Annotated in this window: 16 protein-coding genes; 10 read left to right on the top strand and 6 right to left on the bottom strand. The window is 70.1% G+C overall.

Annotation, left to right across the window (positions count from 1 at the left end; all coding sequences use genetic code 11):
- Positions 1–62 precede the first annotated feature (62 nt).
- Positions 63–746: a DUF998 domain-containing protein gene (locus EPO52_RS05130; protein ID WP_290802861.1), complete on the top strand. Its 684-nt coding sequence runs from the start codon at positions 63–65 to the stop codon at positions 744–746.
- 45 nt (positions 747–791) lie between these two features.
- Complete coding sequence (locus EPO52_RS05135; RefSeq protein ID WP_290802864.1) at positions 792–1,304, top strand: GNAT family N-acetyltransferase; 513 nt, start codon at positions 792–794, stop codon at positions 1,302–1,304.
- A 147-nt stretch (positions 1,305–1,451) separates the two neighbouring features.
- On the opposite strand, the gene EPO52_RS05140 is transcribed toward EPO52_RS05135, so the two are convergent.
- From EPO52_RS05140 to EPO52_RS05150, 3 genes are read right to left on the bottom strand one after another with little or no spacing between them, the layout of a single operon-like run.
- The gene (locus EPO52_RS05140) at positions 1,452–1,874 is read right to left on the bottom strand and encodes an organic hydroperoxide resistance protein (protein WP_290802866.1); all 423 of its coding nucleotides are present in this window, start codon (positions 1,872–1,874) and stop codon (positions 1,452–1,454) included.
- A 60-nt stretch (positions 1,875–1,934) separates the two neighbouring features.
- A complete protein-coding gene (locus EPO52_RS05145; protein WP_290802869.1) occupies positions 1,935–2,435 on the bottom strand; it encodes a MarR family transcriptional regulator in 501 nt (166 codons plus the stop codon).
- Between the two features lie 43 nt (positions 2,436–2,478).
- Positions 2,479–3,255 carry a TipAS antibiotic-recognition domain-containing protein gene (locus tag EPO52_RS05150; protein WP_290802871.1) on the bottom strand — a complete coding sequence of 259 codons (777 nt, stop codon included), beginning with the start codon at positions 3,253–3,255 and terminating at the stop codon, positions 2,479–2,481.
- A gap of 130 nt (positions 3,256–3,385) precedes the next feature.
- Here EPO52_RS05150 and EPO52_RS05155 point away from each other — a divergent pair, with 130 nt between their 5' ends.
- Positions 3,386–4,345: an aldo/keto reductase gene (locus EPO52_RS05155; protein ID WP_290802874.1), complete on the top strand. Its 960-nt coding sequence runs from the start codon at positions 3,386–3,388 to the stop codon at positions 4,343–4,345.
- A gap of 29 nt (positions 4,346–4,374) precedes the next feature.
- Positions 4,375–5,304: a GH25 family lysozyme gene (locus EPO52_RS05160; RefSeq protein WP_290802876.1), complete on the top strand. Its 930-nt coding sequence runs from the start codon at positions 4,375–4,377 to the stop codon at positions 5,302–5,304.
- Here EPO52_RS05160 and EPO52_RS05165 read toward each other — a convergent pair.
- Entirely contained in the window at positions 5,285–6,904 is a 1,620-nt protein-coding gene (locus tag EPO52_RS05165; RefSeq protein WP_290802878.1) for an L-serine ammonia-lyase, read from the bottom strand. The two genes, EPO52_RS05160 and EPO52_RS05165, sit on opposite strands and share 20 nt — an antisense overlap.
- A 156-nt stretch (positions 6,905–7,060) precedes the next feature.
- A complete protein-coding gene (locus EPO52_RS05170; protein WP_290802881.1) occupies positions 7,061–8,443 on the bottom strand; it encodes a glycine--tRNA ligase in 1,383 nt (460 codons plus the stop codon).
- A 78-nt stretch (positions 8,444–8,521) separates the two neighbouring features.
- Here EPO52_RS05170 and EPO52_RS05175 point away from each other — a divergent pair, with 78 nt between their 5' ends.
- The 6 genes from EPO52_RS05175 (at position 8,522) to EPO52_RS05200 (ending at position 14,041) form a co-directional block, all read left to right on the top strand.
- Positions 8,522–9,829: a hypothetical protein gene (locus tag EPO52_RS05175; RefSeq protein ID WP_290802884.1), complete on the top strand. Its 1,308-nt coding sequence runs from the start codon at positions 8,522–8,524 to the stop codon at positions 9,827–9,829.
- Positions 9,826–10,818, top strand: a complete 993-nt coding sequence (locus EPO52_RS05180; RefSeq protein WP_290802887.1) for a multidrug DMT transporter permease — start codon at positions 9,826–9,828, stop codon at positions 10,816–10,818. The genes EPO52_RS05175 and EPO52_RS05180 overlap by 4 nt, the downstream gene beginning before the upstream one ends.
- A 97-nt stretch (positions 10,819–10,915) precedes the next feature.
- On the top strand, positions 10,916–12,781 hold the full coding sequence (locus EPO52_RS05185) for a TIGR03767 family metallophosphoesterase (protein ID WP_290802889.1): 1,866 nt from the start codon (positions 10,916–10,918) through the stop codon (positions 12,779–12,781).
- Positions 12,778–13,128, top strand: a complete 351-nt coding sequence (locus EPO52_RS05190) for a hypothetical protein (protein ID WP_290802891.1) — start codon at positions 12,778–12,780, stop codon at positions 13,126–13,128. The genes EPO52_RS05185 and EPO52_RS05190 overlap by 4 nt, the downstream gene beginning before the upstream one ends.
- Positions 13,125–13,817, top strand: coding sequence for a hypothetical protein (locus EPO52_RS05195; RefSeq protein ID WP_290802894.1), 693 nt, complete (start codon positions 13,125–13,127; stop codon positions 13,815–13,817). Before EPO52_RS05190 ends, EPO52_RS05195 begins: the two co-directional genes overlap by 4 nt.
- A gap of 74 nt (positions 13,818–13,891) precedes the next feature.
- On the top strand, positions 13,892–14,041 hold the full coding sequence (locus tag EPO52_RS05200) for a hypothetical protein (RefSeq protein WP_290802897.1): 150 nt from the start codon (positions 13,892–13,894) through the stop codon (positions 14,039–14,041).
- A gap of 12 nt (positions 14,042–14,053) precedes the next feature.
- On the opposite strand, the gene EPO52_RS05205 is transcribed toward EPO52_RS05200, so the two are convergent.
- Positions 14,054–14,980 (bottom strand): Ku protein, encoded by a 927-nt coding sequence (locus EPO52_RS05205; RefSeq protein ID WP_290802899.1) that lies wholly within the window; start codon positions 14,978–14,980, stop codon positions 14,054–14,056.
- Positions 14,981–15,011 lie beyond the last annotated feature (31 nt).

A 15,011-nucleotide genomic window follows, 5' to 3' on the forward strand; every position in this document is an offset into this window, starting at 1 on the left:
GGAGATTATGCACCGTCGGGTGTATTAATACACTGATCAGTGTCGGCGAGGGAGTAGATGACATGACCGAACAAGCAGTGCCGGCATCCGGATTCGACACGGCCGCGGCCGTGACCCGGTCGATGCTCGGCTGGGGTGTGGTGGCCGGCCCGTTCTATCTGGTCTTCGGGCTCGTGCTCGCCCTCACGCGGCCGGGTTTCGATCTGACGCGGGATGCACTGAGCGCGCTGCTGCTCGGCGACATCGGCTGGCTGCAGACCCTCAACCTGGTGCTCAGCGGCCTGATGACGATCGTGGCCGCCGTGGGGCTGTCGCGCGTCCCGCGCGCCCCGAAGGCCACCGCGGTGCTCGTGGCCGTGTACGGCGCGTGCCTGGTGCTGAGCGCGTTCTTCCCGCCCGACCCCACCGGGTCGTTCCCTCCCGGATCGACCACGGGCAGCTTCTCGGCGGCCGGCATCCTGCACCTCGTGTTCGGCGGCGTCGGGTTCCTCGCGCTCGGGATCGGCGCCGTGCTCGCCGGGGGCTGGTTCACGGCCCGCGGTGACCGACGTGGCGCTCTGCTCTCACGCATCGCCGGCATCGTGGTGATCGTGGGCTTCGCCGGCGGCGCGGCGCTCTCACAGGGGCCGGCGGGGGTGGCCGTGTTGTGGGTGGCGGTCGTGGTGGGCTGGGCGTGGCTCGCCTTCACCTGCGTGGCCGCCTATCGCGCGGTGCCGCATCCGGTGATCGCGCAGCGCAGCGCCTGAGAACACCCCGCTGCCGGCAGGCGGGGGCCGTCATAGGGTCGAGGGATGAGTTCCCCCTTCACCGTTCGCCGCACCGTCGAGTCCGATTGGCCCGAGGTACGCGGCCTGCGGCTCGAGATGATCGCCGATACCCCGCTCGCCTACCTCGAGACCCTCGAGCACGCCGAGCGGCGCAGCGAGGCCGAGTGGCGGACGTGGGCCCGCGACGGCTCGTCGGCGGAGTCGATCACGGTCGTGGCCATCGACACCGCGGACGGGCGCTGGCTCGCCACGATGATGTCGAAGGTGCCGCAGGGAGCATCCGGCGCCTTCCTCTACGGCGTGTACGTCACGCCCTCACACCGCGGCGACGCCGCCGGCGTGACGGATGCGCTGCTCTCGCGCATCGAGGCCTGGGCGGCCGAACGCGGCTCCACCCTCACCCTCGAGGTGAACGAGCAGAACCCGAGGGCTCGCGCCGCCTACGCGAAGCGCGGCTTCGTGGAGACGGGCGTGACGCGGCCCTACCCTCTCGACCCGACGCTCCGCGAGCTCGAGATGCGCAAACAGCTCGGCTGACCGCCCTGCTGCGCGAGCATCCGGGCGGCAAAACGACGGAGCCTCAGCCTGAATTCGGGCTGAGGCTCCGTCGTCATCGGGATACCCCGCAGAACTCCGTCGTTGCCGAGCGGGAACGGGAGTCGAGGGCGCGGGGTGCGCTCCGGGTCAGTCGTCGGAGACCGTGATGGTCACCTCGATGTTGCCGCGGGTCGCGTTGGAGTACGGGCACACCTGGTGTGCAGCGTCCGCGAGCGCCTGGGCCGCATCGTGCTCGAGGGTGGGGATGACCACCTCGAGCAGCACGGCCAGCTGGAAGCCGCCCTCGCCGTTCGAGCCGATGTGCACCTGGCTGCCGACGGTGGATCCGCTCACGTCGACCTTCTGCATGCGCGCCACGGCGTTGAGCGCCGAGTGGAAGCACGCGGCGTAGCCGGCGGCGAAGAGCTGCTCGGGGTTCGCGCCGTTGCCCGATCCGCCCATCTCCTTCGGGATCGCCATGTCGAAGTCGACCGTGCCATCGGTGGTGCGCACGTGCCCGTTGCGGCCTTCGCCGGTCGAGAGAGCTTCTGCGGTGTAGAGGGCTTCCATGGTGTTGCCTTTCGTCGGGGTTGTGGAAGGGAGTACGGATGAGGGGCCGGCGCGCTCGGCTCAGGCCGACGTCAGCGCGCTCGCCTGAGAGCGCATGCCCTCGGCGATGCCACGCAGGCTCGCGATGAGCTGGTGCAGCTCGTCGACCGAGCCGAGCCCGTAGGCGGGGGTGAGGCAGGCCACGGCCTCGGCGAGTTCGGCACGGGTGGTGCGGCCGGCATCCGTCAGCGACACGGTCACCACACGCTCGTCGGCCGAGACCCGCTCCCGCGCCACCAGCCCACGGGCCTCCAGCCGGCGCAGCAGCGGCGACAGGGTGCCGGAGTCGAGGCCGAGACGCGTGCCGAGCTCGCCCACGGTGAGACCGGCGGATGCGCCCGCGCCCGCCGATGCGTCGGCCGGTGCGGCCGCATCCGCCAGCACCACCAGGGCGATGTACTGCGTGTACGTGAGATTCCACGGCGCCAATGCGGCCCGGTGCGCCTGACCCACGGCATTCGACGCCGAGTAGAGGGCGAAGCACGCCATCGAGTCGAGGGGCGAGGTGCCGGTGGAGGTCATGTTGGTTATCATTGCGCACGATTGAGTTGTGCGCAACTTATTTTCAGGACCCGCCCAGCTCCGTCTCCGCGTACCGCGCCAGCGCGTCCCTCACGAACCGGGCGCCCTCCACACCGCCAAAGTGCGCCGCGAAGCGCTCGTCTGCCGCGTACATCTCGCCGAGACCCGTGAGATAGGCGGCCGTCGGAGCTCCGGCGTCGGCACCCGGGGTGCCCGGGATGCCCGCCAGCCACTCGGCCTGCCGCCGTGCGAGCGCCTGCCCCTCCGCACCGGCAGGGTCGACCCCCCTCCTGGCGGCGTCACGCCAGTCGGCCTGCAGCCCGGCGAGCCGCGCCTGCCACGACGACTTCTCCTCGGCGCTCATCGAAGTCCACCAGGCATCGCTCGTCTCGTAGGCCCGGGAGCCCCATCGCTCCTCCACCTCGCGCCTGTGCGCGGTGTGGTCGAAGCCGTCGAACATCGTCTCCATCATCAGTTGTCCACCTTTCTCGAGAACGTCGATCGTGGAGATCACGGATGCGGCCTGCCGCGCGAGCCGGGCCCGCTCCGACTGCAGCCACTCCAGGTGCTGCCGCAGTGCTTCGACCTCGGTCGGGGCGCCGCCGCGCTGCGCGAGCGCCTCCGCGATGGCCGGCAGCCCGAGCCCGAGCTCGCGCAGCAACAGCACCCGCTGCAGCCGCAGAAGGGCCGACTCGTCGTAGTAGCGGTAGCCGTTCGCGCCCACGCGGGTCGGCATCACCAACCCGATCTGGGCATAGTGCCGCAACGTCCGGCTCGTGGTGCCGGCGCGCCGCGCGACATCCTGGATCGACCACTCCATGATCACGAACTCCGTTCCCCTCGATCCACTCGCGCCGGGATCGGCGCTGAGCCCACCGTAGGGATTGACGTTACGTCAAGGTCAAGCGGTGCGGGCGAGCTCGTCGCACGGGAGGAGTAGCGTCGAAGGCATGGCAAAGATCGGTACCAGCGACCTCGATGTGTTCCCCCTCTCCCTCGGTGGCAACGTCTTCGGCTGGACGGCCGACCACGACGCCTCGCTCGCCATCCTCGACGCGCACGCGGCAGGTGGCGGCGACTTCATCGATACCGCCGACAGCTACATGGCGAGCGTGCCGGGCAACGTCGGGGGCGAGTCGGAGACCATCATCGGCGAGTGGTTCACGAGCCGGGGCACGCGCGATTCCACGGTTCTCGCCACCAAGGTGTCGCGGCATCCGGAGTTCAAGGGCCTCGCGGCCGCGAACATCGCCGCGGCAGCCGATGCCTCGCTGACCCGGCTGCAGACCGACCGCATCGATCTCTACTGGGCGCACTACGAAGATCCGCAGACCCCGCTCGACGAGACCGTCGAGGCCTTCGACGCCTTGGTGCGCGCCGGCAAGGTGCGCTACATCGGCCTGTCGAACTTCGCGCCCGCCACCATCGAGCGCTACCTCGAGATCGCCGACACGAACGGATGGGCCCGACCCGTCGCCCTGCAGCCGCACTACAACCTCGTGCACCGCAATGACGTCGAGGAGAACTGGATGCCGATCGCCGAACGCGAGCAGCTCTCGCTGGTGCCGTATTACGCCCTGGCGAGCGGATTCCTCACCGGCAAATACCGCTCGAAGAGCGACGTCGAGGGGGCCGTGCGCGCTCCCGCGGCCTCGAAGTACGTGAGCCCGCAGGGGCTCGCGATCGTCGACGCCCTCGAGCAGATCGGCCGCGACCACGGCGTCTCGATCGCCACCACCGCGCTGGCCTGGCTCGTGGCGAAGCCCACCGTGGTCGCGCCGATCGCGAGCGCGAGCCGGGTGGAGCAGGTGGCCGACCTCGTGGCGGTGGGCGGCGTCGCTCTGTCGGCCGAGGAGGTCGCCCAGCTCGACGAGGTCTCGGCGTGGAGGCCCGCCGGCCACTCGGCGTGAGCCGCGGAACTCCGGGGAGGACGAGAGGCATGGTGTTTCCGGGCCCCGTGTCCCGACTCCTCGCACTCGGTGTCGTCGTGGCGTGCACGATCGGGGGTCTGTCGACCGCGGTCGCGGTCGAAGGGCCGGCCACGGATGCCACGGGCTCATCCGGCTCCTCCGGCCAAGCGGGCGAGGCCCCTGGTGCGGCGGAGGTACCCGGCTGGACGGCGGGAATGGACGTCAGCTACTGGCAGGGCGAGGCCGAGACGATCGACTGGTCCGAGGCGGTGGAGCGTGGTGCGCGCTTCACCTACATCAAGGCATCCGAGGGCTCCTACGGCGGAACCTCCGACCGGTACGTCGCTCAGCGCAAGGCCGCAGCCGCCCACGGGCTGTACACCGGCGCCTACCACTTCGCCAATCCGAGCGCGCACTACGCCTCCGGGGCCACGCAGGCCCGGCTGTTCGCCGAGTACAGCGTGGCGTGGAACGCGCCGTTCGCCGACCTACCGCTCGCGGGCGAGAAGCTGCTCCCGCCGATGGTCGACCTCGAATGGAACCCCTACCCGGAGGACGGGAACGCCTGCTACGACCGCACGCCGGCCGAGATGGTCGACTGGATCCACGACTTCGTCGACACCGCCACCCTGCTGTTCGGCCGCCCACCGGTGATCTACACCAACACGAGCTGGTGGCGACTGTGCACGGGCGACTCCGCCGAGTTCACCGAATCACCCCTCTCGCTCGCCGACTGGTCGACCGACAAGCAGGGCGGGCCCGGCGTGCTGCCGGCCGGCTGGAGCACCTGGACCTTCTGGCAGCACGGCGACGCGGCCCTCGACTACACCCCCGCCGAGAGCCTGCTCCCCGGCGACCAGCAGTACTTCAACGGGTCCCTCGCCGAGCTCGGGCGTTTCGCGAGCACGCCGTCGGAGGCCCATCACTCGACTCGCGAGATCAGCACTCCGGCACGTTGACCGCGAGCCCGCCGCGCGCCGTCTCGCGATACTTGTCGCTCATGTCGAGACCGGTCTGGCGCATCGTCTCCACAACCTGGTCGAAGGTGACGTGGTGTGCTCCGTCGCCACCGAGCGCGAGTTTCGCCGCCGTGATCGCCGTGACGGATGCCACGCCGTTGCGCTCGATGCACGGAATCTGCACGAGTCCGCCGATGGGGTCGCAGGTGAGGCCCAGGTGGTGCTCCATCGCGACCTCGGCGGCATTCTCCACCTGGGCGGGCGTGGCCCCGAGCATCGCGGCGAGGCCGGCGGCGGCCATCGCCGACGCGGATCCGACCTCGCCCTGGCAGCCGACATCCGCCCCGGAGATCGACGCACGGAACTTGACGATCCCACCGATCGCCGCCGCCGTGAGCAGATAGGTCTCGATGGCGGCACGGGCGCGGGCCGACTCCGTGGCCTCGAGCGAATCCGCGCCGGCGAACGACTCCGGGTGGAGGTGCCGCAGCGCGTGGTAGAGCACCGCCGGCACGATCCCGGCGGCGCCGTTGGTGGGCGCCGTGACCACGCGGTTTCCGGCGGCGTTCTCCTCGTTGACGGCCATGGCCGCGATCGTGGCCCACTCGGGACTGTAGGCGGCGCCCTCCGCCTCGAGCGCCCGCGCGAGTCGCGCGGCCCGCCGCGGCACCTTGAGGCCGCCGGGCAGAACACCCTCGGTGCGCAACCCTGCCTCGACGCACTCCCGCATCACGGCCCAGATCGTGCGGAGGCGCTCGCCCACCGCCGCGTCCGCCTCGCCGGCTGTACCCGTGCCCGCATCACGGCCACTCGCGCCGTCGTCGGCACCGCGGCCTCCGCGGGCTCCGCGGCCTCCGCGGGCTCCGCGGGCTCCCTCGGCATCGCCCGTGCCATCGGAGTCGACCCGGCCCCACTGACCGCGGAGGAGCGCCGACTCGTTCTCCCGCACCACCTCGGCGATCGAAAGGCCCGTACGGGCACACACCTCGAGCAGCTCCACCCCGGAGGAGAACGGATGCGGCACGTGCCGCGCTCCGGCCGGCAGCGCCGCCGCGACATCCGGCTCGCTCCCGTCGGCACCGCCACGCAGGATGAAGCCCCCGCCGATCGAGAAGAACGTCGCCTCGTGCGTCGTGGCCCCGAAGCGCGCCGAGAAATGCAGTTCGTTGGCGAAGCGCCCTCGCACGACGAGCGGATGCTTCGCGATGTCGCTCGTGGCGAAGTGCACCCTCGCGGCGGCGGAGCCGGCGAGGAGCAGCGGTGCACCGTCGTCGAGGGCGGCCACGCGCATCCGGCCCGCCTCGGGGTCGATCGTCTCGGGCTCGGCGCCTTCGAGGCCGAGCAGCACGGCGCCGAACGTGTTGTGTCCGCGACCGGTGGCCGCGAGCGACCCGTAGACGTCGATCGCGAGCCCATCCGGGGCCCGGTCGGGCCAGCGGTCGGCGCACTCGAGAGCGAACTCGCGAGCGGCCCGCATCGGCCCGACGGTGTGCGAACTCGAGGGACCGATCCCGATCGAGAACAGCTCGAACGTCCCGGCGATGCGCTGCTCGTTCCCCGTATCGGCGCGGTCGGCGACGTCATCAGCGCGCGAACTCATCCCGCCACCCTACGTTCTCGGCGGGCCCCCGCATGCCCCGGCGAGCCACCGCGCAATGATCCCGCGCAACTCACCGAAAACCTCCTCGCGACCCGTCGATTTTCGCCCTAAAAGCAGCGTTTTGGGGCGAAAATCGACGGGTCGCGAGGAGGGGGGTTAGGCGCCTACGAGTTTTTCGGCGAGGTAGCCGGTGAGGCGGTCGAGGGAGATGCGCTCCTGCGCCATCGAGTCACGCTCGCGCACGGTCACCGCGTTGTCGTCGAGCGAGTCGAAGTCGACGGTGATGCAGAACGGGGTGCCGATCTCGTCCTGACGGCGGTAGCGGCGGCCGATGGCGCCGGCGTCGTCGAAGTCGACGTTCCAGTTCTTGCGCAGGTCGGCGGCCAGCGTGCGGGCCAGCGGCGAGAGTGCCTCGTTGCGGGAGAGCGGCAGCACCGCGGCCTTCACCGGCGAGAGGCGCGGGTCGAGCTTCAGCACCGTGCGCTTGTCGACGCCGCCCTTGGTGTTGGGCGCTTCGTCTTCGTGGAACGAGTCGACCAGGAAGGCCATGAGCGAGCGGGTGAGGCCGGCTGCGGGCTCGATGACATACGGCGTCCAGCGCTCGTTCGTGGTCTGGTCGAAGTACGACAGGTCGGTGCCGGATGCCTTCGAGTGCGTGCTGAGGTCGTAGTCGGTGCGGTTCGCCACACCCTCGAGCTCACCGAAGGCCGATCCGGTGAAGCCGAACCGGTACTCGATGTCGACCGTGCGCTTCGAGTAGTGCGACAGCTTCTCCTTGGGATGCTCGAACAGGCGCAGGTTCTCGGGGTCGATGCCGAGGTCGACGTACCACTGGAAGCGCTGGTCGATCCAGTACTGGTGCCATTCCTCGTCTTCGCCGGGCTTCACGAAGAACTCCATCTCCATCTGCTCGAACTCGCGGGTGCGGAAGATGAAGTTGCCGGGGGTGATCTCGTTGCGGAAGCTCTTGCCGATCTGGCCGATGCCGAACGGCGGCTTCTGGCGTGAGGAGTTCAGCACCGCGTTGAAGTCGACGAAGATGCCCTGCGCGGTCTCGGGGCGCAGGTAGGCCATGCCCGATTCGTCGTCGACGGCACCGAGGTAGGTCTTCATGAGGCCTGAGAAGTTCTTCGGCTCGGTCCACGAACCGGGCTGCCCGGTGTCGGGGTCGCGGATGTCGGCGAGGCCGTTCACGGGCGGGTGCCCGTGCTTCTCCTCGTACGCCTCGAGGAGGTGATCGGCGCGATAGCGCTTGTGGGTGTGCAGCGACTCCACGAGCGGGTCGGTGAACACCTCGACGTGTCCGGATGCCTCCCACACCTGCCGAGGCAGGATGACGGCCGAGTCGAGGCCCACCACGTTGTCGCGACCCTGCACCATGAACTTCCACCACTGGCGCTTGATGTTCTCCTTGAGCTCCACGCCGAGGGGCCCGTAGTCCCATGCCGACCGGGTGCCTCCGTAGATCTCACCGGTGGGGAAGACGAATCCCCGGCGCTTGGCGAGTGCGATGACAGAATCGAGACGTGAGGCAGGCATTGAGGCTCCGGTATCTCCACGCGGCCGGCTGCGCGCATGGATCGACGTCAATTCTAATAGGGGTCCAGGAGGGGCACGATGACCGCTGAGGGCGAGCTCGACCGCGACACCGGGCGGGCGGCCGAGCAGTGGTTGCGCCGCCAGGGCCTCCCCTACTTCGTGCCGCGGAAGCTCTGGGCCGACCGGCTGTTCGTGCGCGTGGCGCCGTTTCTCGTGTTCCTCATCGTCATCGACATCGGCACCTCGGGGATCCTGGATGCCCTGATCACCGTCGAGGTCGACGACGCGGCCATCGCGGCCCTGCTCCTTGTCGGACTCGTGATCGCGGCCATCGCCCTCATCATCACGCCGTTCGTGCTGTCGTATCTCGCCGGCGTGCTGCTCCGGCGCACTCCGCGGGCGGCGCTGCCGGCCACCATCGCCCTGCTCGCGCTCTGCCTCGCGGGCATCCCGCTGGTCACCGCGATCGTCGTGGGGCCGACATCCGCGATGATCGGCGTCGTCGTGAACCTCGTGGTGATCGGGCTCGCCTATCTGCTCACGTGGCTCGGCATCGGCGCCCTGCTCTCCTGGGCCGCGCGCACGGCGCTGCGCCAGCTGGCGGCGATCGGTGCACTGGCCACGCGAGCCCTGCCGATCCTGATGCTCGTGGTGGTGTTCGCGTTCTTCTCGCGGCCGCTGTGGGAGGTGACGAGCACCATGTCGCCCGCGCGACTGCTGCTCGTGGTGCTGTTCTTCGCACTGCTCGGGGTGCTCTTCGTGGTGCCGATCACGCGCACCGAGATGAAGGAGCTCGATCAGCGCATCGACCCGGCCGACCGCGTTCGGGATGTGCGGTCCACCGGCCTGACGAGCCTCTACGAGAGGGCGTTGCGACCGGGCCCGGCGCCACGTCGGTCCGAGAGGGCGAACCTCGAGTCGGTGTTCACGCTGACCCTGGGTTTCCAGGTGGTCTTCTTCGCCCTCATCGTGTGCGTGTTCCTGCTCGTGCTCGGCGGACTCGCCTTCTCGTCCGAGGTGCTCGAGGAGTGGGTGGGGCCGCGCGAGACCACGATCGAGGTGTTCGGGGTCGAGCTGCCGTTCACCTGGGCCCTCGTGAAGACCGCCGTCTTCCTGAGCGCGGTGTCGTCGCTCAACTTCCTGGTGTCGGTGACCACGAACCGGGCGTACCGCACGGCGTTCTACGACCCGCAGTTCCAGCGGGCGCGTACGGCCTTGTCGGTGCGGGCGGCCTACCTGTCGCACGACGACGGTCCCGAGGCGACCGCGATCACCGAAGAGCCCGACGGATCAGACGGATTCGACCACGAGGATGACGAGCCACATCCGAGGCACCCCGGTATGATCGAGCCCGGAATGATCGAACCTGGGCGGGGGTCGGAGTGAACTGGTTCGACATGTCGGTCGCAGACGTGGCGCCCATCACCATCTCGTCTCTGCCTGTCGCCGGAATCGCGCTGGCCATCGTGGCCGCCGCCCTCCTGGCCGTCGGCAACGAGTTCCAGGCGCGGGGCATCTCCAAGGTCTCGGCGAAGGTGGACGAACCGGCCGCGCTCGGCATGAGGCAGTTCCGGCGGCTCTTCAAGAGCGGAGTCTGGCTGCTCGGCACCCTCTCGCTCGGCCTCAGCGTTCTGGTGCAGCTCGCGAGCCTCACCCTCGCGCCGCTGATCGTGGTGCAGCCCGTCGGCGTGGTGGCGCTCGTGTTCGCGGCGCTGCTCACCGCATGGGCGACGCATCGCCTGCCGAGCAGACGCGTGGTGCGCAGCATCCTGATCTGCGTGGGCGGTGTGGCCGTGTTCGTCACGGTGGCGGCGCTCGTGGCGCAGCAGCATCCGATTCAGGATGCGGAGCTCATCGCGATCCTCGTCGTGCTGGGCGTGGTGCTCCTCGCCCTCGGCGGCTCGTTCGTGTACTTCCTGCGCTTCTCCCCCCGCCGGGCGGTGCCGCCGATCTTCTTCGTGCTGGCGGGCGGCGCGCTCACCGGGTTCGTGGCGACACTCGGCAAGACCGTCATCCTGAGGGTGCAGACGGTGCTCGAGTCGCCCGCCTTCATGGTCGACTCGGCCACGATCCTCACGGGTGCGTGCGTTCTCGGGTTGCTCGTGGCCGGCGGGCTGTCGATCTACTTCGTGCAGATGTCGCACACCGGCAACCGGCCGGAGGTGGTGGTGGCGGGTCTCACGGTGATCGACCCGTTCGTGGCCGTCATCCTGGGCGTCACCATCCTCGGCGAGGCGGCGGGCGCACCGTGGTGGGCTCTCATCCTCTTCGTGCTGGCGGGCGGTGTCGCGGTGGCGGGCGTCTTCCTGCTCTCGGCCGCTCAGCAGAAAGACGAGCGGCTGGCCGTGGCCGCATCCGACGCATCCGGAGCCTGACGGCCCGACCATCTGAACCCCTCGCACCCCGTTCGGGGCCTCGCTGGCCGGCATCCGCGCCCGCTAGTGTCGGAAGAACCCGACCCGAAGGACCCGCGTGACCGGACTTTCGCGCCGCCAATTCCTCGCGGCGGCCAGCTCTCTCGCCGCGGCGAGCGCACTCCCCCTCGAGGCGCTCGCGCCGGCTCTGGCCGGCGAAGCAGCGGCCCTGCCCACGACCGGGCGGCAGGGCATCCGGATGGCGGCCGCACCCTCGTCGGCCACGGCCGCGGCCGCCCCGAGCAGTCTGCAGCAGACGATCCTGCAGGGGGCCGTGCAGAAGGGCAGCTATCGCACCCTGGTCACCGGGCCGGGCGAGCCCTACCTCGCCCGCCTCGACGTGCTCGGTCGCGCGGCCTCGGCGAACCGGGCGGCCAGCCGCCGCTCGCTGCTCTATCTCGGCCACCTCTCCGACATGCACGTGATCGACGCGCAGTCACCGGGCCGGATCGAGCCCATGATCGAGCAGGACCACTCGGCCTGGGGCTCGGCCTTCCACCCTCAAGACCCCCTCAGCCCGCACGTGATCGCGTCGATGGTGAAGTCGATGTCCGACCTCGCGTTCAGCCCGGTGACGGGTGCCCCGATGGGCGCCGCGGTGGTGACGGGCGACAGCGCCGACATGCACTCGACGCGCGAGCTGCGCTGGTACATCGACCTGCTCGACGGGCTCTCGGTCGACCCCAGGACGAGCGCCACCTTCCAGGGCGTGCAGGCCTGGGCCGAGGCGGTCTGGGCCTATCGCCCCGGCGATCCGGCGGGCGGGTCGTTCGGCGACTACGGCTTCCCCACCCTGCCGACGCTGCTCGACGAAGCCATCGCGCAACCCGTGCCCTCGGTGGGACTGCCCGCGCCCTGGTACACGGTCTACGGCAACCACGACACCCTCCTGCTCGGCACCTTCGGCCTCGACACGCAGCTGCGCGGCCTTGCGGTCGGCGGTCAGAAGTCGTACACCGTGGAGGCCACGGCCTCGTCGATCCTCGGCGGGTACGCCGCGAGCACCGGACCGCTGCAGCAGCTGCTCGATTCCCTCGGAATCGCACTCGGCCTGCGCCCCGGCTTCCGCAGCGTGCCGTCGGATGCGGGCCGGGCGCTCTTCAGCCAGCGCGAGTTCATGGAGCAGCACTTCGCGACGGAGCAGTACCCCGGGCCCGTGGGCCACGGCTTCACGCAGCACAATCTCGACAGCGGCGAGACCTGGTGGAAGGCCGACCTCACTCCCTCGGTGCGGGCCTTCGGGCTCGACACCTGCAATCAGGTGGCCGGGCCGGATGGCGCCGTGCCCGACTCGCAGTTCCAGTGGCTTCGCAGCGAGCTCGAGCAGGCCACCCGCGAGCAGAAGCTCGCCCTGGTGTTCAGCCATCACAACAGCGACACCCTGGAGAACCGCGCGCAGCGGCCCGGACAGACCGAGGTGCTGCACGGCGCCGAGGAGTTCGTGGCGATGCTGCTCGAGTACCCCGTGATGGTCGGGTGGCTGAACGGGCACACGCACCTCAACCAGATCCTCGCGCACAAGGCGCCCGGTGGTGGCACGGGCTTCTGGGAGATCACCACGGCATCCTGCATCGACTTCCCGCAGCAGCAGCAGATGGTGGAGCTCGTCGACAACCGCGACGGCACTCTCTCCCTCTTCACGACCGTGGTCGACCACGCCGCGGATGCGGTGCCCGGCAGCGGCGGCGACTACCTCGCGCTCGCCTCCCGCAGTCGCGAGTTCGCCGCCAACGACTGGGCCGAGTCTCCCCTGATGCGTCGCGGTTCGGCTCTCGACCGCAACACGGAGCTGTTGCTGCCCGCCCCCTTCGATCTGTCCGCCATCACCGATGCCGCCCTCGAGCTGCAGCACCTCGTGGAGCGCACGCGCATCCTGGCCCACTCGGCGCGGTCGGGCGGCACGGATGCGGCAGGTGCCGCATGACCCGCGGGCGCACCGCTGGGGCGCTGATCTGTGCGTTCTCCGCCGCCGCCCTGCTCAGCGGCTGCTCGCAAGTCGCGGCGCTCGCCCCGGTGGGCGGCAACGGCGTGGCCGAGGTGCGCTACGGCGCCATCGACGTGCTGCTGGGTGACGGGGTCGAGATCCTCGAGGCGCCGGCGTGCGTCGCCTCCGGCGACGCCGTGACCTGCGAGGGCACCACGGCGGCGGGTGAGACGATCGCGGTGGTGTCGAGCACCCGCGCGGATGCCCAGCTCGAGGTGAAGGTCGCCACGCGCGTGCTCTACTCCGGCTCCCTGCAGACCGTGCTCGACGAGGCGGCCCGCTCGTGACCGCTCCCGACCGCGCCGGCGCCACCCCGGGCCCTGTGCCGTCAAACGTCTCGGCCGCGCAGCCGGCGGCGCTGGCAGGCCCCGCTGCACACCTCCCACGCGGACCCTGGCGCACGCTCGCGCACCGCGCTCCCGTGTTGGCGATCACGGTCGCGGCGAACGCGGCGATTCAGGCCCTGCTCGTGGCCCTCGAGCCCGGCCTCGCCCTGTCCCTCCTGGGCGTGGTGCTCGCGGTGCTCTCCGCGGCGGCGCTTCTCGCGGCATCCGTCGCGATGTGGCGCACGGCAGCCCGCGCACCGGGCGGCAGCACGTCATCCGGCGTGGGCGCGCTCATCCTGCGCTGCACAGCGGTGGGTGCCGTGGCCGCTCTGGCGGCCGTCCTCCTCCCGTACCTGGTGCCGATCGTGATCGCCCTTGGCTGCGCGGTGGTGGCCGCCGGTGGATTCCGCCCGTCCATCGCCCTCGCGGCCCGGCATCCCGTGCGGCTCACCGTCCTCGCCGTCGTGACGGTGATCGTGGTCGTGCTGATCGAGATCGTGGCCCTGCTCGTGGGGCTCTTCGTCACAGGCTGGCCGGCCGCTGCCGTAACCTGGCTGGCCGCCGGTAGCGCGGCCGCCATCCTCATCTCCCACTGGCAGTCCCTCGCAGCCCGCCCGTCACCGCGCCCGCGAGGATCCGAATTGAACTAGTTCGACCGTTATTTCGGTTTGCGGTTGTAGATCCGAAGTATCAGCGCGAGGCGGGAGGAGTACTTCACGGCGCGGTGCAGACGTACGCGGCGATCGATCGGCTCGTCGAGGCCGGAGTGATTCGCGAGATCACCGGCCGGAAGCGCGATCGCGTGTGGATGGCGGCCGAGCTCCTCGCCGAACTGGACGACCTCGACCGGCGCATCCAGCAGGCGATGGCCTGACCGACGAGCGGGTCAGGAGGCCTTCGTCGCGCGCTTGGCCGGGGCCTTCTTCGCCGGCGCCTTCTTGGCGGGGGTCTTCGCGGCCGGCTTCTTCGCGGTCGAGGTGACGGCGCCCGCATCCGAATCGTCGGCGGAGCCCGTGCGACCCGAACGGCTCTTGTCGACCGAGCGCTTCAGGGCCTCCATGAGGTCGAGCACCTCGCCGCCGGATGCGTCGTCCGCCCCGGGTTCGCGGCCGAAGGTCTCGTCGGTGTCCATGGTGTCGCCCTTCTCGAGTTTCGCCTCGATGAGGGTGCGCAACTGCTCCTGGTAGTCGTCGGTGAACTTCTCGGGCGCGAAGTCGCTCGAGAACTGGTCGACCAGCGACATCGCCATCTCGAGCTCCTGCGACGACACCCGCGTGGGCTCGTCGAGCGCCGGGAAGGCGGCTTCGCGCACCTCGTCGTCCCAGAGCAACGACTGCAGCACCAGCACATCGCCGCGCACCCGCAGGGCTCCGAGGCGCGTCTTCTGCCGCAGCGCGAAGTGCACGATCGCCGTGCGATCGGTGGTCTCGAGCGTCTTGCGCAACAGCGCGTAGGCCTTGGGCGACGAGGAGTCGGGCTCGAGGAAGTAGCTCTTGTCGAGCATGATGGGGTCGATCTGCTCGCTCGGCACGAACTCCACCACCTCGATCTCGCGGCTGCGCTCCTCGGGCAGCGACGCCAGATCCTCCTTGGTGAGGATGACCGTGCGGTCGCCGTCGTCGTAGGCGCGCGCGATGTCCTGGTAGTCGATGATCTTGCCGTCGATCTCGCACCGCCGCTGGTACCGGATGCGCCCGCCATCCTTCTCGTGCACCTGGTGCAGCGAGATGTCATGGTCTTCGGTCGCTCCGTAGACCTTCACGGGCACATTGACGAGCCCGAAGGTGATGGCGCCTTTCCAGATCGATCGCATAGCCAATTAGACCGCGCAACCGTGGGTTTCG

Source organism: Herbiconiux sp. (assembly GCF_004297105.1).
Lineage (GTDB): Bacteria > Actinomycetota > Actinomycetes > Actinomycetales > Microbacteriaceae > Herbiconiux.